Consider the following 17,589-nt stretch of genomic DNA (forward strand, 5'->3'; position numbering starts at 1 on the left):
GGACCGTTGCCGACCCGTCGTCAGATGGTCAGATGACGTACTCGATGAGCTGGGAGGGGTCCTCGAAGGTCTGCCCGTTGGTCGGTCGTGGCCGCGGGGGCGTGCGCAGCCGTGCCGGGACCCCGACGGCGACGGCGGCCGACGGGACGTCCCTGGTCACGACGGCGTTGGCGCCGACCTTGGCGTCGTCGCCGATCCACAGCGGCCCGAGCACCTTGGCGCCCGAGCCGATCATCACGCGGTCGCCGAGCGTGGGGTGGCGCTTGCCCGGGCTCATCGAGCGTCCGCCCAGGGTGACGCCGTGGAACAGCAGGCAGTCGTCGCCGACCTCGGCGGTGGCCCCGATCACGACGCCCATCCCGTGGTCGATGAACAGGCGCCGACCGATGCGGGCACCGGGGTGGATCTCGACGCCGGTGAACAGCCGCGAGACGAGGGACACGACGCGAGCGAGCAGGCGCAGGGCGGGCTGCTGCCACAGGGCATGGGCGACACGGTAGTGCCACACGGCGTGCACGCCGGGATAGGTCAGGACGACCGCGGCCAGCGTCGTCGCTGCCGGGTCCTGGGCGCGCGCGACCTCCGCATCCTCACGGAGGAGACGGAGGAACGCGCGCGCCGAGGAGCCTGCCATCAGTCGAGCAGGTCGGAGAACAGGATGGTGGACAGGTAGCGCTCGCCGAAGCTGGGGATGATCACGACGATCGTCTTGCCGGCGTTCTCCGGACGCGCGGCGACCTGGGCGGCGGCGGCCAGGGCGGCGCCGGACGAGATGCCCACGAGCAGGCCCTCCTCCTTCGCGGCGCGCTTCGCCCACTCGACGGCGGTCTCGGCGTTGATGTCGATGACCTCGTCGTAGATCTCGGTGTCGAGGATCTCGGGGACGAAGTTCGCGCCGATGCCCTGGATCTTGTGCGGGCCGGGGGCGCCGCCGTTGAGGATCGGGGACTCCTCGGGCTCGACCGCGATGATCTGCACCTCGGGCTTGCGCTCCTTGAGCACCTGGCCGACGCCGGTGATGGTGCCGCCGGTGCCGATGCCGGCGACGACGATGTCGACCCCGCCGTCGGTGTCGGCCCAGATCTCCTCCGCGGTGGTCTCGCGGTGGATCTTCGGGTTGGCCTCGTTGGCGAACTGGCGGGCCAGGACCGCGCCCGGGCGCTCGGCGGCGATCTTCTCGGCCGCGGCCACCGCGCCCTTCATGCCCTCCGAACCCGGCGTGAGCACGAGCTCGGCGCCGTAGGCGCGCAGCAGGGCGCGGCGCTCCTTCGACATCGTCTCCGGCATCGCGAGCACGACGTCGTAGCCGCGCGCCGCGCCGACGAAGGCCAGCGCGATGCCCGTGTTGCCCGAGGTGCCCTCGACGATGGTGCCACCGGGCTTGAGGTCACCGGAGGCCTCAGCGGCGTCGATGATCGAGACGCCGATGCGGTCCTTGACCGAGCTGGCGGGGTTGTAGAACTCGAGCTTGGCGGCGACGATGGCCGACGAGCCCTCGGTGAGGCGGTTGATCCGGACCAGCGGGGTGCGGCCGATGAGCTTCGTCGCGTCGTCGTAGATGGTGGCCATGAGTGGTTCTTCCTTCGTGGGTAGCGGTGAGACAGGGCGGTTGGAGCGTGGAGTGCCACCGATCGTGGCGAGTGCTTGTGCCTGGCCGGGTTGGTTGGCCCCATGGTGGGCGCTGGTCTGCGAGCGTCGCACGGTCGCCGCGGCCCATCGGGTCGGGGCCAGGCGTGACGTGGACGCTCTACCGACAGCGGCAGGCCGTCATGGGTGCGGCGCACACCGGCGGGCACATCGACATGCACCGGCGGGTTTCAGCCGCGAGGGCGACGCGGTGGGGGAGCGCGGTGGGCATCGTGCATTCCTCCCTGGTCCGGCGGCTCGGGCCGCGTGCGTCGGCACTCGTGCAGGGCGAAGTGCCCTGCGGCGCCGAGCCTATCGACCGGCCGACAGATCGACAAGGCCGGTCTCACTGATCGAGAGCATCGATGAGTCGCGGACCATGGACGACAGACCGCGGTGCACGGCACGAACAAACGACGGTGGCCCCGACCCTGACAGGGTCGAGGCCACCGTGCTGGGGGTCGGTCAGGCCGCCGAGCACTCCACGGAGACGGTGCCCGGGTCGCCGTCGCCGAGGAACCCGAACGACGTCGACGCGCCGGAGGCGAGGCTGCCGTTCCAGGTGGCGTTCGAGACCGTGTTGCCGGTCGCCGACCCGTTCCACGCCTGACTGATGGTCGCTCCGTGGACGACGACGTCCCAGCCGTCGATCGCTGCGTCACCGGCGGTCACGGTCACGTCGGCCTGGTAGCCGCCGGACCACGCGTTGGTGACGGCGACCTCGGCGGTGCAGTCGCCGGTGCTGCCGTCACCGGGGTCTCCACCGTCACCGGGGTCCCCGCCGTCACCGGGGTCCCCGCCGTCGGCGGGACCGTCGCCGACGATGTCCTCGCCGCCGATGTTGATGTCGGAGCACAGGTAGTACGGCTGGTCGGCATGGCTCGCCTGCCAGACGGTGTAGAGCACGGCGCGGCCGTCGTAGCCGGTCAGGTCCACCTCGGCCTGGTACGGCGAGACGGTCGGGTAGGAGTCCGTCACCTGCAGCAGGTCGAGGTCGTCCCAGCCGAGCCGCTCGGTCGTGGGGTCGAAGCTGGGCTTCGAGACGTAGATCCGCAGGTAGTCGGCCCCGTGGTTGGCGCCGTCGGTGAGGGTGAGCGTGAACTGGTGGTCCACCCCGGTGGCGTACCACCCGCCGGGCGTGTCCAGGAAGTCGTACCGGCCGCCCTCGGTCTGCCCGCCGGAGCAGAGCTGACCGTCGGGGATGAGCTCCTCGTGCCGGTGGTTGATGCCCTCGTGGTACAGGCCGTTCCAGTTCCACATGGCGGCCGGCTCGGCTCGCCAGGCTCCCCAGCACATCGGGTCGGCCTCGGCCATCGCCGGATTGAGGTGGTCGGTGCCCCACCGCTCGAAACAGCCGTAGTTGCGGGTGGGCGGGTCGGTGACCGAGCCGTGGGCGGCGGCCGAGCTCGCGCCCACCGTGGCGACGGCGACGAACGCGAAGGGGGCTACGAGGGCGGCGGCGGCAACCGCCGCGGCCTGGCGCCATCGGGTCGTGCGGGACATCGATGTCCTCCTGGTGCTCGTACGGCGGCCGCCGCGAAGCGGCCCGAACACGAGCCATCAGGCCATGGGAGCGCGGCCGAGGCCACTGTCCGAACCGTTTTGGTCGGCGGCTTGTGCGCACGGCTCCGCCCGGTGCGAGGGGCGGGGAGAGCAGGTGGAGGCCCCTTGAAGGGGGAGGGAGCGGGCGACGGGAATCGAACCCGCGTAGCCAGTTTGGAAGACTGGGGCTCTACCATTGAGCTACGCCCGCACGTGCCCGACGGCGCCGCACCGTACGGCGCGGTGCGTGTTCGGAACGCGGCGTCAGCCTAGCAAAACCTCCGAGGTGCTCTGGCCGACTACACTGTCGGCGGGCCTGCCGTCCTCGGGCGGACAGGTACCACGGGGTGTGGCGCAGCTTGGTAGCGCATCTGCTTTGGGAGCAGAGGGTCGCAGGTTCAAATCCTGTCACCCCGACCGCTGCCCACCTGCACGAACGTGATTTCGTGCGGGTGGGCGCACTCGACTCAGGGCATCTGTTCCATCACGTGGCGTCGGCTCGGCTCGGATCTGCCGCGACGAACCTTGCACGGGTCGTCATGGAGCTCCTACGCCATGCGCGCTCGCCGTGACGTCCCCGAGTGATGGGGTCCAGAGTGTGGAGGTGTCCATCGGCGTGAGCCTGAACTACGCGTTTGTTGAATACGCCCCTGACGACGCGCCCCAGGTTGGTGCCGTACTCGTCGAGCTCGCCTCCTTGTGGCACATGGAATGGCTGTCTCTCGTGTGGGAGAACCCGGATCACCCCATGCATCAGCAGGGGATCGATGCCGCACCGGCCGCACTCGACAGGCTGAACACGAAGACGATGGCGACTCTGGATCCGCGACGGCCAGGTGTCCGGGACTGGATCAAGACGTTCGGTCCATACTCGAACGATCTTTCCATGATGTGCGGTACGGCGGAGCTCGACATCAGCGACGCGAACACGCTGAGCATCGGCGCTTCGCGCGAAGGGCTTCGCGCCGCACTCCTTGGACCTGGTCTCAGAGCTCTTGCCGACAGAAGGCGGATCACAGTTCAGGTTGAATGGAAGCGGACCGTCCCCCTGTGGAGGAGGTTCAGGCCTGCTCCGGTGCTGCTGGTGGGCGAGTGCTTGATGTGCGGCCATGACTGGCGCGAGCACGACCCAGCCGACGACGTCTGCAGTGAGTGCCTGTACGAAGTCGAGCACGACGAAGTCCCCGCTGGGTTTGTGCCCTGCCGGCTGGTCCCACACAGGAGGTAATTTGATGGGTAGAAAGAAGCCGAAGAATCGTGCGCTCAGAAGGGCGCTCTCCCAAGAGGTGGGCAACGAGAACCAGATCGTCTTCTATCGCGAGTCGAAGCATCTTGAGACGGTCAGAGGTTTCCTCGTCGCGGTCGGGCGTCGATGGGTGCTCCTTGCGGTCACCTCGGACGGCGGATATCCCGACGGCCATGCGGCGATACGACTGCGGGATGTCATGGCTTGGCGCGTGGACGAGGAGTCGTTCGAGTCGAGATTCGCCAGAACGCTTCCGAGCTGGCCGCCCGTCGTTCCTCACGCCGGCGTGAGGCTCGGTTCGGCCAAGGGTGTGCTCGGGACCTTGGCGTCAGGAGATGAGCTGCTGGGAATCGAGCAGGAGTTCCGGTTCCCAGACACCATCTGGATCGGCCGGCGGGACGCGGTCATCGGCAAGTGGGTCTACCTTCTCGAGGTCTACGTCGATGGCACCTGGGGCGACGCACCTCTGGGGTACAAGTGCAAGCAAGTCACCAGGGTGTCGATCAGGAGCCAGTACATGACGGCGCTCGCGCAAGTTGCCGCCGAACCGCCCGACCTCACAACTGTGAACGCCTAGGCCCACCAGGGTGTGGCCATGACCACAGCGCCGAAGCCGCCAGCGCCCAGCATCGTCAGCCAGCAGCGGGCCGTGCTGGACAGCCTCCCGTTCCTGGCCACGCGCGATCCCCACGCCTGGTCGCGCTATCTCTCCGAGACCATCGACCTGTTCGGAGGCGACGCCGACGTCGTGCTCTCCTCCCATCACTGGCCGACATGGGCAACGAGCGGGTGGTCGAGTTCCTGTCGGTGCAGCGCGACCTGTGCGGCTACCTCCACGACCAGACGCTGCGTCTGCTGAACCAGGGTGGACGGGGTCGGAGATCGCCGAGCAGATGGTCCTGCCTCCGGCGCTGGAGAACGCCTGGAGCGCGCGCGGCTACTACGGCTCGGTGAGCCACAACGTCAAGGCCGACTACCAGCGCTGCATGGGCCGGTTCGACGGCAACCCGGCGCACCTGTGGGAGCACACCCGGTGGAGCGGGCCCAGCGGTACGCGAAGTTCGCCGGCGGCGTCGACGCTCTGGTCGAGAACGCCCGCGAGGCCTTCGACGCCGGAGACTTCCGCTGGGCGGCCGAGGCGGCCAACCACGCCGTCTTCGCGGACCCGGACCACACCGCTGCTCGCGAGCTGCTCGCCGACACCTACGAGCAGCTCGGCTACGGGGCCGAGAACGGCACCTGGCGGAACTTCTTCCTCTCCGGCGCGACCGAGCTGCGTGAGGGACTGTTCGGGACGCTGACGGACGCGAGCCCGCCCGACCTGCTCCGCGCGCTCACCCCGACGCCGCTGTTCGACGCGCTCGGCATCCAGGTGGACGGCCCGAAGGCGTGGGACGAGAAGCTCACGATCGACGTCGTGCTGCAGCCCGGCGACACGAACTTCGCCATCGTGACACCCTGACCCTCCGGGCGCCCTGGTCCTCGCTCGCCGGCGCCCTCAGAACGCGAGGACCAGGATCATGCCGCCCAGACCGAGCAGGCCGGTCCCCGCGCAGATCAGCGCGATACGACGGCCGTGCCGCAGCCGCTGGGGCTCCTGGCGCATCTGGACGTGCGTGTGCCGGGCGTGCTGCTTGGCGAACCACCACAGCGGGGGAGTCAGCACGAGGACGGCCGCGGCCGAGGCCAGCGCCGGCGCACCCCGTGCGTCCGGGACGACCTGGATCGCGAACAGGCTCACGGCCATCAAGGACAGCAGCGTGCGCCGCCAGGCCAGTGCGGTGCGCTCGACGGCCAGCCCACGTTCTTCGGCGCGGTCGGGAGGCTCGGCGGTCTCGCTCATCGCAGCAGCAGCGCCAGCAGGACCAGGACGCCGACCACGGTCACGGTGGTGACCAGCAAGAACCCGGTGATCGCACCGGGGAGCGGAGCGTCCTCCCGCATGGCGCGTTCCGTGCGTGCCCACTCGAGCGCCGCGAGCACGGGCACCGCGGACCCGGCGACCAGCAGCACGACGGCGGCGACGAGCCGCAGGCCCGGCTCCATCGGCAGGTCCAGCGCCTCGAGCGCCACCCCGCCGGCGATCAGCCCGAGGGAGGTCCGGACCCAGGCGAGGATGGTGCGTTCGTTCGCCAGGGAGAACCGGGCGTCGGGCTCGGTGCCCCGGGAGTACACCCACCGGGGGAAGCGCTCGGTCGCCATGGGGTCCTCTCGGCATGCGGGCTCCGGGTTCGCGGCCATCCTGGCACCTGGCTGCGGTGTCGGCACGGTCGCCGACGAAAGAGTCGCGCGACGACCTGCCCACGCGAACCGGAGACCGCCGTGACCGACCCGACCGATCCGTACGCCGTCCCGAGCGACAGTCACCCGCAGGAGCACCCCACGCAGCCGCTGCCGTACCAGCAGCACCAGACGTCCGCGCCGTCTGCACCATACTCGCAGGCCCCGGCAGAGCCCGGGTACGGGCAGCCGGGACCGGGGCAGCCGGGTCACCCGGGCTACTACCAGCAGGGTTATCCGGCCTACCCACCGGGATATGCCTACCCGCAGTACGTCGTGCGACCGCCCACCAACGGCCTCGCGATCGCCGCGCTGGTGCTCGGGATCCTCTGGCTCTACTGGGTCGGCAGCATCCTCGCGCTGGTCTTCGGTTACGTCGCGCTGAACCAGATCAGGAACGCGTCGCCAGAGGCTCCGCAGGAGGGCCGGGGGATGGCGCTCGCGGGCATCGTCCTCGGCTGGGTCGGAACGGCGACGATCGTCGTCCCCGTCCTGATCATCGCCGGGCTGGCCGCGTCCGGATACTGACCGACGGACTCACGACGACCGCGCCCGCGGGGGGTCTGCGGACATCGGCGCGGGGTCAGGCTGAGCGGGAGCGCTCGGCATCGCGGCGCCGACGCTCGAGGCCCTCGAGGGCGAGGTCGAGGGCGAAGGTGAACTCGGCGTCGTCGTCGCACCCGCCGAGCGCGCCGTCGTGGCTCACGGCGACGGCGAGCTCGGCGAGGCGCGGGTGGCTGGTGGCGAGCATCCGGGCCGTCGCGGCGGCCTCCTCGGGCGTGGCCGCGCCGTCGTCGTAGAGGTCCTGGCTGAAGCCGAGGATGCGGCTGCCGAGCACGTGGATCGCGTGGTGCGTGAGCGCGAGGTCGAAGCCCGCGTCGCGCAGCATGCCGAGCAGCGTGTCGAGGTGGGTGAGCTCGGCCGGCGTCGGGTCGGTGCGGGCCTTGCGCACGGCTGCCGCCCACGGGTGCTGCAGCATCGTCGCGCGGGCGGCGAGGATCGTGGCGCGCGCTCCGGCGCGCCAGTCCCCGGCGTCGGTGACGGGTTCGATCCGGGCGACGATGGCGTCGACCATCGCGGCCAGCAGGTCGTCCTTGCCGTCGACGTAGCGGTACAGCGACATCGGGTCGACGCCGAGCCCGGTGGCGAGGCGACGCATGCTCACGGCGTCGAGGCCCTCGGCGTCGGCCAGGTCGATCGCCGCGGCGACGACGCGTTCGCGGCTCAGCCCGGCACCGCCGCGGCGGCGCGTGCCCGGTGTGCCCGCACTGCTCGGTGTGGCCATTCCTCGAACCCTACCGTTGCCATGTCTACATCGTAGCGCTACGGTGTAGGCCTATGCCGTAGGCCTACGGCGTAGAACTACAAGGAGGCCGTGGTGGACACCGTCGAGACTGAGAAGAGGCCGTGGCTCCCGCCGCGGTGGGTCATGCGCACCGTCTGGTCGCTGCAGCGCGGCCTCTACCGGCTGACCGGCGGTCGATACCCGCTGACCCGGCCGACACCCGGGGGAACGATGGGCATGCTGCGGCTGCGGACGGTCGGCCGCCGCACCGGCCAGGAACGCGCCGTGATCCTCGGGTACATCGACGACGGCGGCTCTTACGTGACGCTCGCGATGAACGGCTGGGGCGACCCGCCACCGGCGTGGTGGCTCAACCTCCGGGCGCAGCCCGACGTCGAGGTCGACACCGTCGACGGCCCTCGTCGGGTGCGCGGACGGGAGGCCGTGGGCCACGAACGGGCGCGCCTGTGGGACGAGCTGGCCACCTATCAGGGGTGGGGTGGCGAGAACCTCGACCGGCTCGCCGCTTCCCGTCCCCGCGAGACACCGGTCGTGGTGCTCGACCCGCGGTGACCGCCCCGAGCGCGCGCCGCGCGAGTCAGGTGCGCACGGCTGCGACGGCATCCGCCTCGACGAGGTCGAAGGTGATCTGTGCTGCGGCCCAGGCTCCCTCTGCCGCGGCCGTCGAGACCTGAGCGGCCAGGTTGCTCGCGTTGCCCGCCACCCAGACGCCGGGCACGGACGTCCGACCGGTCTCGTCGGCCACCAGGTGGTCGCCCTGCCCGGACGGGTGTGGCGCGACCTCCAGACCGAGCTGCCCGACGACGTCGGTCCGGGCGCGCATCGTCGTCGCGACCGCCAGTGCGTCGAGGGCCACGGTGCTGCCGTCGGCGAGCACGACGCCGGTGAGTCGGTCCTCCTCGGCGGTGACCTGCCGAACCGTCCCGGAGACGATGGCGACGCCGCGGGCGGCGAGCTTGGCGGCGTCCTCGTCGGACGGCGCGGGTGCGGTGTGGGTGAGCAGCACGACCTGCCCGCTCCACTGGCTGAAGAGCAGCGCCTGGCGGGCTGCGTGGGGCCCGGTGGCCAGGATGCCGATGCGCTGGTCGCGTACTTCGTAGCCGTGGCAGAAGGGGCAGTGCAGCACGTCCCGGCCCCATCGTGCGGCCAGGCCCGGCACGTCGGGGAGCTCGTCGAGGAGCCCGGTCGCGACGAGCAGCCGGCGGGCGCGGGCGACCCGGCCGTCGTCGAGCGTCACCACGAAGGGGTGGGTGCCGCCGTCGTCCCGCACGACCTGGGCCACGCGCCCGTCCACGACCTGGCCGCCGTATCCCCGGACCTCGGCCCGGCCCGTGGTGACCAGCTCGGCGGGACCGACGCCCTCACGCCCGAGCAGGCCGTGCACCCCCGCCGCCGGGGCGTTGCGGGGTTCGCCGGCGTCGAGCACGGCGACCTTCCATCGGGCGCGGGCCAGCGTGAGTGCGCCGCTCAGGCCGGCGGCACCGCCACCGATCACCAGCACGTCGTAGGTCTTGTCCAGGGTCTCGTTCATGGTCGCCAGGGTGCGACGCCGTCGTGCATGATTGCAAGGTGTGTTGCCGACATGGCAAACTGCGGTGATGTCTCACGACGCGAGCCACGACACCGCGACCGGGAGCGACGACCTCGCTGCCGCGCTCGGCACCGTCGGTCCTCGACTGCGGGGCCTTCGGCACGCACGGGCGATCACGCTCTCCGCGCTCTCCGCCCGGACCGGCATCTCCGTGAGCACCCTGTCCCGGCTGGAGTCGGGTGCGCGCAAGCCCTCGCTCGAGCTGCTGCTCCCGCTGGCACGGGCGTACGGCGTCACGCTCGACGACCTGGTGGACGCGCCGACCACGGGGGACCCCCGCGTGCACCTGAAGCCGGTCACGGCCGACGGCATCACCTACATCCCCCTCACCCCGGGATCGCCGGAGATCGGCGCCTACAAGATGATCCTGGCGTCCGACGCGCGCACCCGCCCGGACCCTCGCACGCACGAGGGCTACGAGTGGCTCTACGTGCTCGCCGGCCGGCTGCGCCTGGTCCTGGGGCACCACGACGTCGTCATCGGCCCGGGGGAGGCCGCCGAGTTCGACACCCGCGTGCCGCACTGGTTCGGTCCGGCCGACGGCGAGGCCGTCGAGATGCTCAGCCTGTTCGGCAAGCAGGGTCAGCGGGCGCACACCCGGGTGCGTCCCAAGCGCTCGTCGTGACCCGCAGGGCGGCCCGTGCCGCCGCGGTCAGCCGGGCGGTCGGGGCGCCGACCAGACCCGCTCGATCTCGGACCGGAAGCAGTGCTCCGCCAGCGCCCGTACGTCGGCCCGGTTCGTCCGGCCGGCCGCCCGGACGGCGACCTCGGCTCGGCCGAGCTCGTCCGCGACGAACTCGGTGAGCACCGCCGGCGGTGTCGCGGTTCCGGTCTCGCGCGTGACGGCCTTGAGCTCGATCAGGCCGCCCGCCGCCGCACGGACGGGTGCAGGGACAGCGGACTCACCCAGGAGTGTCGGCAGGTCCATCGGGGGGAGCCCCGAGCCCGGGTTATCCGCGAGCCAGCGCAGCGACACGGCCGGGCGCAGCGTGTAGAGGAAGCGCTTGAGGGTCGGCGCGCGCCGTTGCTGGTTGCGGGCCACGTGCAGGTAGTGGCGCGCAAGAAGGACGCGGTCGGCAGCCTGCTCGGCGAACGCGAGCAAGCGGTACCGGAACGTCTCGTCCCCGGTGTAGACGATCGGGGACTGCAGCCACTCGATCACCGTGGCGTTCCCCTTCACCACCAGCCGGACGGCTTTCGCCAGGTCCCACCCGTTGACATCGAAGACCTTGTCGAGCGGTGTCTCGACGACGTCCCGGTCCGGCCAGAGCGCGAGGTACCGTTCGGGACGCCGGACGAACAGGAACCGGCAGTCGTAGTCGCTGTCAGGGGACGGGAAGCCCCAGGCCCGGCTGCCGCTCTCGACCGCCCAGGGCACGCGCACGTGGTGCTCGACCGCGACGAGGGCCAGGCGTCGGTCGATCTCGGCGACCACGCCGGGGTCGAGGGTCGCAGGAATTGCGCGCACCGCCCCAGGGTAGTGCCCGGGGTGGCGCATCCCACCGTCCGGCCGCTCCGCGGGCCGCGGGAGGTGGCGTATGATCGATGGGTTGCCCGTACGCCCGCCGTACCGGGTTCCGACACAGCACGACGACACAGCACGACGCATTGCCCAGCAACGCACAGCACAGCATCCAGCGCCGCAGCAACCAGCCCGGCACGTACCGGCGAGACGCGCGCGCACGCACCCGACACGTTGGAGACCATCGAAGTGAAGAGCGCCGTCGAGACCCTGGACCCCACCAAGGTCAAGCTGACCGTCGAGGTGGAGTACGACGAGCTCAAGCCGAGCATCGACCACGCCTACAAGCACATCGCGGAGCAGGTGAACATCCCCGGCTTCCGCAAGGGCAAGGTCCCCCCGCGCATCATCGACCAGCGGGTCGGCTGGGGTGCCGTCGTCGAGCACGCCGTCAACGAGGGCCTGTCGGGCTTCTACCGTGACGCGGTGAACGAGAGCGAGCTGCGCCCGCTCGGTCAGCCCGAGGTCGAGGTCACCGAGATCCCCGAGAAGGCCGGCGAGGGCCAGCTGGCGTTCGTCGCCGAGGTCGAGGTCCGCCCCGAGCTCACGCTGCCCGAGCTGTCCGGCCTCGACGTGACCGTCGAGTCGACCGAGGTCGCCGACGCCGACGTGGACGAGCGGCTCGAGTCCCTGCGCGAGCGCTTCGGCACCCTCGTGGGCGTCGACCGTCCCGCCGCCGAGGGCGACTACGTGGTCATCGACCTCAAGGCCGTCATCGGCGAGGAGGAGATCGACTCCGTCTCCGGCGTCTCCTACCAGATCGGCGCGGGCAACATGCTCGAGGGGCTGGACGAGGCCCTGACGGGTCTGTCCGCCGACGAGACCACCACCTTCACGTCGAACCTGGCCGGAGGTGAGCACGCGGGCGACGAGGCGACGGTCACCGTCACCGCCACCTCGGTCAAGGAGCGCGAGCTCCCCGAGACCGACGACGACTTCGCCCAGATGGCCTCGGAGTTCGACACCCTGGACGAGCTCAAGGCCGACCTGCGCGAGCAGGTCGCCTCGGCCAAGACCTCGAACCAGGCCGTCGCCGCCCGCGACGCCCTGCTCGAGAAGCTCCTCGAGGCTGTCGAGATCCCCGTGCCGCAGGGTGTCGTCGACGCCGAGGTGCACCGCCACCTCGAGCAGGAGGGGCGCCTCGAGGACTCCGAGCACCGCGCCGAGGTCGTCGTGGACGCCACCAAGGCGATCAAGAACCAGATCCTGCTCGACACCCTCGCTGAGCAGCTCAAGGTGCAGGTCGGCCAGGGCGAGCTCATCGAGTACCTGGTGCAGGCCTCCCAGCAGTACGGCATGGAGCCGCAGCAGTTCATCCAGACCCTCGACCAGGGCGGGCAGATCCCCGCGATGGTCGGCGAGGTCGCGCGCTCCAAGGCGCTCGCCGTCGCGCTGCGCGACATCGAGGTCAAGGACTCCGAGGGCAACGTCGTCGACCTGACCGAGTTCATCGGCACCGCCGAGGACGACGAGGCCGAGGCCGCCGCCGCCGAGGACGCTGCCGAGGACGAGGTCGCCGAGGAGTCGGCGACCGAGGACCAGGCCAAGGCCTGACCACCCTGCTGCACGACGACGGCCCGCACCTTCTCCCGGAGGGTGCGGGCCGTCGTCGTCCCCGGTGGCAGGCCTGTGCGCCCGCAGCGAAACAAGGCACATCAGGGACTCTTCGGCCCCGTGGGGCGCGTTAGGGTCGAGCGACAGCGAACCGAAGGAGACGGACGTGAACGATCTGCTGCAGGTGGACCAGGAGACGCCCATGGCCCGGTCCGAAGGACAGGGCCTCGGCCTCAACGACTCCATCTACAACCGGCTCCTCAGGGAGCGCATCATCTGGCTGGGTTCGGAGGTGCGCGACGACAACGCCAATGCGATCTGCGCCCAGCTGATGCTCCTGGCGGCCGAGGACCCCGACAAGGACATCTACCTCTACATCAACTCCCCGGGCGGTTCGATCACGGCCGGCATGGCGATCTACGACACCATGCAGTTCATCCAGCCGGACGTCGCCACCGTGGCCATGGGCATGGCCGCCTCGATGGGGCAGTTCCTGCTGTCCTCGGGGGCGAAGGGCAAGCGCTACATCACCCCTCACGCCCGTGTGCTGATGCACCAGCCGTCCGGCGGGGTGGGCGGTACGGCCACCGACGTGCGCATCGGCGCCCAGCTCATCATGCACATGAAGAAGGTGCTCGCGGAGCTGACGGCAGAGCAGACCGGTCAGACGCTCGAGAAGATCCTCAAGGACAACGACCGCGACAAGTGGTTCACGGCGGAAGAGTCGCTCGAGTACGGGTTCGTCGACCGCGTCGTCGAGACGGCGTCGTCGGTCGCCGGTGGCGGTGGCACGAACGCCCGCTGACACCACCCCCACCGACCCCGGTCGCAAGACCCATCCTGTTTCGAGGAGAACCATGAGCTACTCGCCCGAGTACCAGTTCGCGATGACGGCCGAGCGCCTCGCCGGTGGCGCCGCACGCCCGGGCGGCGTCGCGATGCCGTACGGATCGAGCACCGCCGCGCCGTCTGCACGCTATGTGCTGCCCCAGTTCGAGGAGCGCACGCCGTACGGCTTCAAGCGTCAGGACCCGTACACGAAGCTGTTCGAGGACCGCATCATCTTCATGGGCGTCCAGGTCGATGACGCGTCGGCCGACGACGTCATGGCGCAGCTGCTAGTCCTGGAGTCCCAGGACCCGGACCGCGACATCATGATCTACATCAACTCGCCGGGTGGGTCGTTCACGGCCATGGCGGCGCTGTACGACACGATGCAGTTCATCAAGCCGCAGATCCAGACCGTCTGCCTCGGGCAGGCGGCGTCCGCCGCGGCGGTGCTGCTGGCCGCCGGCCAGAAGGGCAAGCGCCTGGCGCTGCCCAACGCCCGCGTCCTCATCCACCAGCCGGCGATGGAGAACGGCGGCTACGCCCAGGCCTCCGACATCGAGATCCACGCCAACGAGCTGATCCGGATGCGCGAGTGGCTCGAGGCGACGCTCGCCTTCCACACCGGCAAGGAGGTCGACCAGATCCGCGACGACATCGAGCGCGACAAGATCCTCACGGCGGCCCAGGCCCTGGAGTACGGTCTCGTCGACCAGGTCCTCGAGTCCCGCAAGGCGCTGCAGCTCGAGCGCTGACCGGTCACCGCCAAGGCGTGCGACGACTCGTGACCCGGGGCCCCGACGACAGGTCGGTTGCCCCGGGTCACGCCACACCGGGCCAATCGTGCTGACAACGGGGCCCGGGTGGTGTGGAATGGGTGAAGGACCTGCACGAGACAAGGGAGGCCCGAGGTGGCTCGTATCGGTGACGGCGCAGACCTGCTCAAGTGCTCGTTCTGCGGCAAGTCTCAGAAACAGGTCAAGAAGCTCATCGCCGGACCGGGCGTGTACATCTGTGACGAGTGCATCGACCTGTGCAACGAGATCATCGAGGAAGAGCTCGGCGAGGCTGCCGAGGTCGGGATGACCGAGCTGCCCAAGCCGCGCGAGATCTTCACCTTCCTGGAGCAGTACGTCATCGGCCAGGACGGCGCCAAGCGCGCCCTCGCGGTCGCCGTGTACAACCACTACAAGCGGGTGCAGGCCGCCCCGCCGGTGAAGGACGACGAGGACTCCGTCGAGATCTCGAAGTCCAACATCCTGTTGATCGGTCCCACGGGTACGGGCAAGACGTACCTCGCGCAGACCCTCGCCAAGATGCTCAACGTCCCCTTCGCGATCGCGGACGCCACGGCCCTCACCGAGGCGGGCTACGTGGGCGAGGACGTCGAGAACATCCTGCTCAAGCTCATCCAGGCGGCTGACTACGACGTCAAGAAGGCCGAGACGGGCATCATCTACATCGACGAGGTCGACAAGGTCGCCCGCAAGGCGGAGAACCCCTCGATCACCCGGGACGTCTCCGGCGAGGGCGTCCAGCAGGCGCTGCTGAAGATCATCGAGGGCACGAGCGCCTCGGTCCCTCCGCAGGGTGGTCGCAAGCACCCGCACCAGGAGTTCATCCAGATCGACACCTCGAACGTCCTGTTCATCGTCGCGGGTGCCTTCGCCGGTCTGGACGACATCATCGCCGCCCGGGCACGCCGGCGCGGCATCGGGTTCTCGGCGCCGATGGAGTCGGGCGGGGACGAGGACCTCTTCTCGGAGGTCCGGCCGGAGGACCTGCACAAGTTCGGTCTGATCCCGGAGTTCATCGGTCGGCTCCCTGTCATCGCGTCCGTCTCCCCGCTCGACCGCGAGGCACTGGTGCGGATCCTCACCGAGCCCCGCAACGCGCTCGTCAGGCAGTACCAGCGCATGTTCGAGATCGACGGCGTGCGGCTGGAGTTCGCGGACGACGCCATCGACGCCATCGCCGAGCAGGCACTGCTGCGTGGCACCGGCGCCCGCGGTCTGCGCGCCATCATGGAGGAGGTCCTCCAGCAGGTGATGTTCGACGTCCCGAGCCGCGACGACGTCGAGGGCGTGGTCGTCACGCGCGACGTCGTCGAGCAGAACGTCAACCCGACCATCGTCCCGCGGACCTCGGGCCCGGTGCGCAACCGCAAGTCCGCCTGACCTCGTTCCGGCCCGCGGACGAAGGTCACATGCCGGTCACGCGCCCCGGGGGCCACCGGCGACCGTAGGATCGGCACATGGCCCAGCCCTTCGACGAAGCGCCCGTTCCCGAGACCGGACGGGCGCTGCCTCCCGAGATCCTCGCGCTGCGCAGCACCATCGACAACATCGACGCGGCGCTGGTCCACCTGCTGGCCGAACGGTTCCGGGCGACCGAGCGGGTCGGTGAGCTCAAGGCGACCGACGGGCTGCCGCCGGCCGACCCGCAGCGGGACCGCCAGCAGATCGACCGCCTCAAGACGATTGCCTCCGGGGCAGGTCTCGACCCGCAGTTTGCCGAGCAGTTCCGCAACTTCATCGTCTCGGAGGTCATCCGCCACCACGAGCGGATCGCTGCCGAGCACGCGGCCGGCAAGCGTGCGGGGAACGCGCCACCCCTCGACACCTACAGTTGAAGAGCGTCGAGGTAGCGCTCGTTTCGTCGACTGCGAACGAATCCCGCTGACCGGGTCCTGCGGGTGGCGCGCCACCTGGATCCGTCGCACGCTGGGAGGCACAGTCGACGGACCCAAGGGGGATCCTGCATGACGATCGAATGGCTCAAACCTCTCGTCGGCCACCCGGGCCCGTTCGCGACCGTCTATCTGGACGCGACGCGTGCGGCCGAGGCCGGTGACCGGGACGTGGCGAACCGCTGGCGCTCGGTGCGGCGGATGCTCGCGAAGCAGGGCGCGCCGGACGGTGTGCTCCGCGACCTGGACGAGGCGGTGGACCGGCCCACGAGGGTTCCGGGACCGCACGGACGGGTACTCATCGCTGACGCCGAGGGCGTCCTGGTCGATCGGGTGCTGCGCGAACCGCCGGCCGTCATGGCCGGTGTCTGGCACCAGGTGCCGTCGCTGCTGCAGGCCGCGCGCTCGGCGGACCAGTCGGTGGACGCGCTCTTCGTCGCCGTCGACCGTCAGGGTGCGGACTTCAGCGCCGTGGACGGCGAGGGCCACCTGGTCGGCGAGTCGGAGACGTTCGAGGGTTCGCACGACGAGGTCTCCAAGACGTCCAGCACGTCCACCAAGCGAGCCACGATCGAGTCCCGCGCCGAGGACTCGTGGCGCCGCAACGCGGAGGCGGTCGCCGCGGAGATCGGGCGACGCGTGGCGGCCGCGCAGCCGGAGATCGTGCTGATCACCGGGGACGTGCGAGCCGTGAACCTCGTGCGCGGCGCCCTCGGTCAGGAGGCCTCCCGGCTCACCGTCGAGGTGCCGGGTGGCGGGCGCCAGGGCACCGGCGTGCACCCGGACGCCTTCGCGACGGCGGCGGCCGACGCGCTCGACGCGTTCCGCGAGCGTCGTCAGGAGCGATCCCTGGCCGAGCTGCGTGAGGGACTCGGCCGTGAGGCGGGGGCGGTGACGAGCGTGGACGACGTCGTCGAGATGCTCTCGCGCGGGCAGGTCAAGCGCCTCGTGCTGTCGGAGGACCTGGCCGACGACGCGGCTCGTGCCCTGCGTTCCTGGAGCGACGGCGATGCCGGTGGACCGTGGTTCGGAGGGCTGCTCAACGGCCGGCACCTATGGATCGGGCCGGAGCCGCTGCACATCGGCGTCGCGAAGGCCCAGCTCGAGGGCCTGGGCGTCTCGGAGGGGCTGGAGGAGCTGCCTGCGGCGTCCGCGCTGCTGCGCGCCGCCGTCGCGCAGGACGCCGGCCTCACGTTCGCGCCCGCGGGCTCCGTCGAGCTGATGGACGGTGTCGGGGCGACGCTGCGGTGGCACGACGACGGGACCCCGCACGAGTCGGCCGACTCGATGAGCGGGGACAGCGCTCGTCGCATGGCGATCTGACCACCCAGGACGCCGGGGGGGGGGGGCCCCCCCCCCCCCCCCCGCCGCCCCCCCCCCCCCCGGGCCGCCCCGCCCGCCCCAG

The 17,589-nt window shown here is 70.6% G+C and carries 21 protein-coding genes, 2 tRNA genes and 1 pseudogene; 15 read left to right on the top strand and 9 right to left on the bottom strand.

Translation table 11 applies throughout. From position 1 onward, the window contains the following. Positions 1-28: 28 nt before the first annotated feature. The 4 genes from cysE to PZC42_RS15720 all read right to left on the bottom strand — a co-directional run bounded on the left by cysE (position 29) and on the right by PZC42_RS15720 (position 3,379). On the bottom strand, positions 29-634 hold the full coding sequence (gene cysE / locus PZC42_RS15705; RefSeq protein ID WP_277212510.1) for a serine O-acetyltransferase: 606 nt from the start codon (positions 632-634) through the stop codon (positions 29-31). Then, positions 634-1,569, bottom strand: a complete 936-nt coding sequence (cysK, locus tag PZC42_RS15710; protein ID WP_277212512.1) for a cysteine synthase A — start codon at positions 1,567-1,569, stop codon at positions 634-636. Before cysK ends, cysE begins: the two co-directional genes overlap by 1 nt. A 522-nt stretch (positions 1,570-2,091) precedes the next feature. After that, positions 2,092-3,129, bottom strand: coding sequence for a lytic polysaccharide monooxygenase (locus tag PZC42_RS15715; RefSeq protein ID WP_277212514.1), 1,038 nt, complete (start codon positions 3,127-3,129; stop codon positions 2,092-2,094). A gap of 179 nt (positions 3,130-3,308) precedes the next feature. Further along, positions 3,309-3,379, bottom strand: a tRNA-Gly gene (locus PZC42_RS15720). 132 nt (positions 3,380-3,511) lie between these two features. Between PZC42_RS15720 and PZC42_RS15725 the strand changes: the two genes are divergently transcribed. The 6 genes and pseudogenes from PZC42_RS15725 (at position 3,512) to PZC42_RS15750 (ending at position 5,876) form a co-directional block, all read left to right on the top strand. Further along, a tRNA-Pro gene (locus PZC42_RS15725) sits at positions 3,512-3,585 on the top strand. A 199-nt stretch (positions 3,586-3,784) separates the two neighbouring features. After that, positions 3,785-4,396: a hypothetical protein gene (locus PZC42_RS15730; RefSeq protein WP_277212515.1), complete on the top strand. Its 612-nt coding sequence runs from the start codon at positions 3,785-3,787 to the stop codon at positions 4,394-4,396. A 4-nt stretch (positions 4,397-4,400) separates the two neighbouring features. Next, on the top strand, positions 4,401-4,991 hold the full coding sequence (locus PZC42_RS15735) for a hypothetical protein (protein WP_277212516.1): 591 nt from the start codon (positions 4,401-4,403) through the stop codon (positions 4,989-4,991). Positions 4,992-5,009: 18 nt separating this feature from the next. Continuing rightward, a complete protein-coding gene (locus tag PZC42_RS15740; protein WP_277212518.1) occupies positions 5,010-5,273 on the top strand; it encodes a hypothetical protein in 264 nt (87 codons plus the stop codon). Between the two features lie 34 nt (positions 5,274-5,307). Then, positions 5,308-5,639, top strand: a pseudogene (locus PZC42_RS15745) (alkyl sulfatase dimerization domain-containing protein); the annotation flags it as partial. Positions 5,640-5,711: 72 nt separating this feature from the next. Further along, a complete protein-coding gene (locus tag PZC42_RS15750) occupies positions 5,712-5,876 on the top strand; it encodes an alkyl sulfatase C-terminal domain-containing protein (protein ID WP_498041193.1) in 165 nt (54 codons plus the stop codon). A gap of 36 nt (positions 5,877-5,912) precedes the next feature. Here PZC42_RS15750 and PZC42_RS15755 read toward each other — a convergent pair whose 3' ends face one another. Further along, on the bottom strand, positions 5,913-6,257 hold the full coding sequence (locus PZC42_RS15755; protein ID WP_277212519.1) for a DUF202 domain-containing protein: 345 nt from the start codon (positions 6,255-6,257) through the stop codon (positions 5,913-5,915). Beyond that, positions 6,254-6,616 (bottom strand): YidH family protein, encoded by a 363-nt coding sequence (locus PZC42_RS15760; RefSeq protein ID WP_277212521.1) that lies wholly within the window; start codon positions 6,614-6,616, stop codon positions 6,254-6,256. Before PZC42_RS15760 ends, PZC42_RS15755 begins: the two co-directional genes overlap by 4 nt. 120 nt (positions 6,617-6,736) lie before the next feature. Here PZC42_RS15760 and PZC42_RS15765 point away from each other — a divergent pair, with 120 nt between their 5' ends. Continuing rightward, entirely contained in the window at positions 6,737-7,222 is a 486-nt protein-coding gene (locus tag PZC42_RS15765) for a DUF4190 domain-containing protein (RefSeq protein ID WP_277212523.1), read from the top strand. 55 nt (positions 7,223-7,277) lie between these two features. Here PZC42_RS15765 and PZC42_RS15770 read toward each other — a convergent pair whose 3' ends face one another. Further along, positions 7,278-7,979, bottom strand: a complete 702-nt coding sequence (locus tag PZC42_RS15770) for a TetR/AcrR family transcriptional regulator (RefSeq protein ID WP_277212525.1) — start codon at positions 7,977-7,979, stop codon at positions 7,278-7,280. Positions 7,980-8,072: 93 nt separating this feature from the next. On the opposite strand from PZC42_RS15770, the gene PZC42_RS15775 reads away from it, so the two are divergent. Then, positions 8,073-8,552: a nitroreductase/quinone reductase family protein gene (locus tag PZC42_RS15775; RefSeq protein WP_277212528.1), complete on the top strand. Its 480-nt coding sequence runs from the start codon at positions 8,073-8,075 to the stop codon at positions 8,550-8,552. A gap of 25 nt (positions 8,553-8,577) precedes the next feature. Here PZC42_RS15775 and PZC42_RS15780 read toward each other — a convergent pair whose 3' ends face one another. Then, positions 8,578-9,531 carry an NAD(P)/FAD-dependent oxidoreductase gene (locus PZC42_RS15780; protein ID WP_277212530.1) on the bottom strand — a complete coding sequence of 318 codons (954 nt, stop codon included), beginning with the start codon at positions 9,529-9,531 and terminating at the stop codon, positions 8,578-8,580. A 67-nt stretch (positions 9,532-9,598) separates the two neighbouring features. Here PZC42_RS15780 and PZC42_RS15785 point away from each other — a divergent pair, with 67 nt between their 5' ends. Next, entirely contained in the window at positions 9,599-10,216 is a 618-nt protein-coding gene (locus PZC42_RS15785) for a helix-turn-helix domain-containing protein (protein WP_277212532.1), read from the top strand. Between the two features lie 27 nt (positions 10,217-10,243). Here PZC42_RS15785 and PZC42_RS15790 read toward each other — a convergent pair whose 3' ends face one another. Then, positions 10,244-11,059 carry a nucleotidyltransferase domain-containing protein gene (locus PZC42_RS15790; RefSeq protein ID WP_277212534.1) on the bottom strand — a complete coding sequence of 272 codons (816 nt, stop codon included), beginning with the start codon at positions 11,057-11,059 and terminating at the stop codon, positions 10,244-10,246. A 243-nt stretch (positions 11,060-11,302) separates the two neighbouring features. On the opposite strand from PZC42_RS15790, the gene tig reads away from it, so the two are divergent. The 6 genes from tig (at position 11,303) to PZC42_RS15820 (ending at position 17,507) form a co-directional block, all read left to right on the top strand. Next, positions 11,303-12,667: a trigger factor gene (gene tig, locus PZC42_RS15795; protein WP_277212537.1), complete on the top strand. Its 1,365-nt coding sequence runs from the start codon at positions 11,303-11,305 to the stop codon at positions 12,665-12,667. A 202-nt stretch (positions 12,668-12,869) separates the two neighbouring features. Beyond that, a complete protein-coding gene (locus PZC42_RS15800) occupies positions 12,870-13,472 on the top strand; it encodes an ATP-dependent Clp protease proteolytic subunit (RefSeq protein WP_277212564.1) in 603 nt (200 codons plus the stop codon). Positions 13,473-13,524: 52 nt separating this feature from the next. After that, positions 13,525-14,250, top strand: coding sequence for an ATP-dependent Clp protease proteolytic subunit (locus tag PZC42_RS15805; protein ID WP_277212539.1), 726 nt, complete (start codon positions 13,525-13,527; stop codon positions 14,248-14,250). 156 nt (positions 14,251-14,406) lie between these two features. Then, positions 14,407-15,672 (top strand): ATP-dependent Clp protease ATP-binding subunit ClpX, encoded by a 1,266-nt coding sequence (clpX, locus tag PZC42_RS15810; RefSeq protein WP_277212540.1) that lies wholly within the window; start codon positions 14,407-14,409, stop codon positions 15,670-15,672. Between the two features lie 77 nt (positions 15,673-15,749). Further along, positions 15,750-16,127, top strand: coding sequence for a chorismate mutase (locus tag PZC42_RS15815; protein ID WP_277212541.1), 378 nt, complete (start codon positions 15,750-15,752; stop codon positions 16,125-16,127). A gap of 129 nt (positions 16,128-16,256) precedes the next feature. Then, complete coding sequence (locus PZC42_RS15820) at positions 16,257-17,507, top strand: baeRF2 domain-containing protein (protein ID WP_277212543.1); 1,251 nt, start codon at positions 16,257-16,259, stop codon at positions 17,505-17,507. Positions 17,508-17,589: the final 82 nt, after the last annotated feature.

The organism is Isoptericola croceus, from assembly GCF_029382255.1.
Classification (GTDB): domain Bacteria; phylum Actinomycetota; class Actinomycetes; order Actinomycetales; family Cellulomonadaceae; genus Isoptericola; species Isoptericola croceus.

Excerpts from the sequence above, each read along its gene's own strand:
- PZC42_RS15770 (WP_277212525.1), bottom strand. The coding sequence starts at position 7,979 with ATGGCCACACCGAGCAGTGCGGGCACACCGGGCACGCGCCGCCGCGGC.
- PZC42_RS15820 (WP_277212543.1), top strand. The coding sequence starts at position 16,257 with ATGACGATCGAATGGCTCAAACCTCTCGTCGGCCACCCGGGCCCGTTC.
- PZC42_RS15735 (WP_277212516.1), top strand. The coding sequence starts at position 4,401 with ATGGGTAGAAAGAAGCCGAAGAATCGTGCGCTCAGAAGGGCGCTCTCC.
- cysK (WP_277212512.1), bottom strand. The coding sequence starts at position 1,569 with ATGGCCACCATCTACGACGACGCGACGAAGCTCATCGGCCGCACCCCG.
- PZC42_RS15755 (WP_277212519.1), bottom strand. The coding sequence starts at position 6,257 with ATGAGCGAGACCGCCGAGCCTCCCGACCGCGCCGAAGAACGTGGGCTG.
- cysE (WP_277212510.1), bottom strand. The coding sequence starts at position 634 with ATGGCAGGCTCCTCGGCGCGCGCGTTCCTCCGTCTCCTCCGTGAGGAT.
- PZC42_RS15800 (WP_277212564.1), top strand. The coding sequence starts at position 12,870 with ATGGCCCGGTCCGAAGGACAGGGCCTCGGCCTCAACGACTCCATCTAC.
- PZC42_RS15805 (WP_277212539.1), top strand. The coding sequence starts at position 13,525 with ATGAGCTACTCGCCCGAGTACCAGTTCGCGATGACGGCCGAGCGCCTC.
- PZC42_RS15780 (WP_277212530.1), bottom strand. The coding sequence starts at position 9,531 with ATGAACGAGACCCTGGACAAGACCTACGACGTGCTGGTGATCGGTGGC.
- PZC42_RS15760 (WP_277212521.1), bottom strand. The coding sequence starts at position 6,616 with ATGGCGACCGAGCGCTTCCCCCGGTGGGTGTACTCCCGGGGCACCGAG.
- PZC42_RS15785 (WP_277212532.1), top strand. The coding sequence starts at position 9,599 with ATGTCTCACGACGCGAGCCACGACACCGCGACCGGGAGCGACGACCTC.
- PZC42_RS15815 (WP_277212541.1), top strand. The coding sequence starts at position 15,750 with ATGGCCCAGCCCTTCGACGAAGCGCCCGTTCCCGAGACCGGACGGGCG.
- PZC42_RS15740 (WP_277212518.1), top strand. The coding sequence starts at position 5,010 with ATGACCACAGCGCCGAAGCCGCCAGCGCCCAGCATCGTCAGCCAGCAG.
- PZC42_RS15715 (WP_277212514.1), bottom strand. The coding sequence starts at position 3,129 with ATGTCCCGCACGACCCGATGGCGCCAGGCCGCGGCGGTTGCCGCCGCC.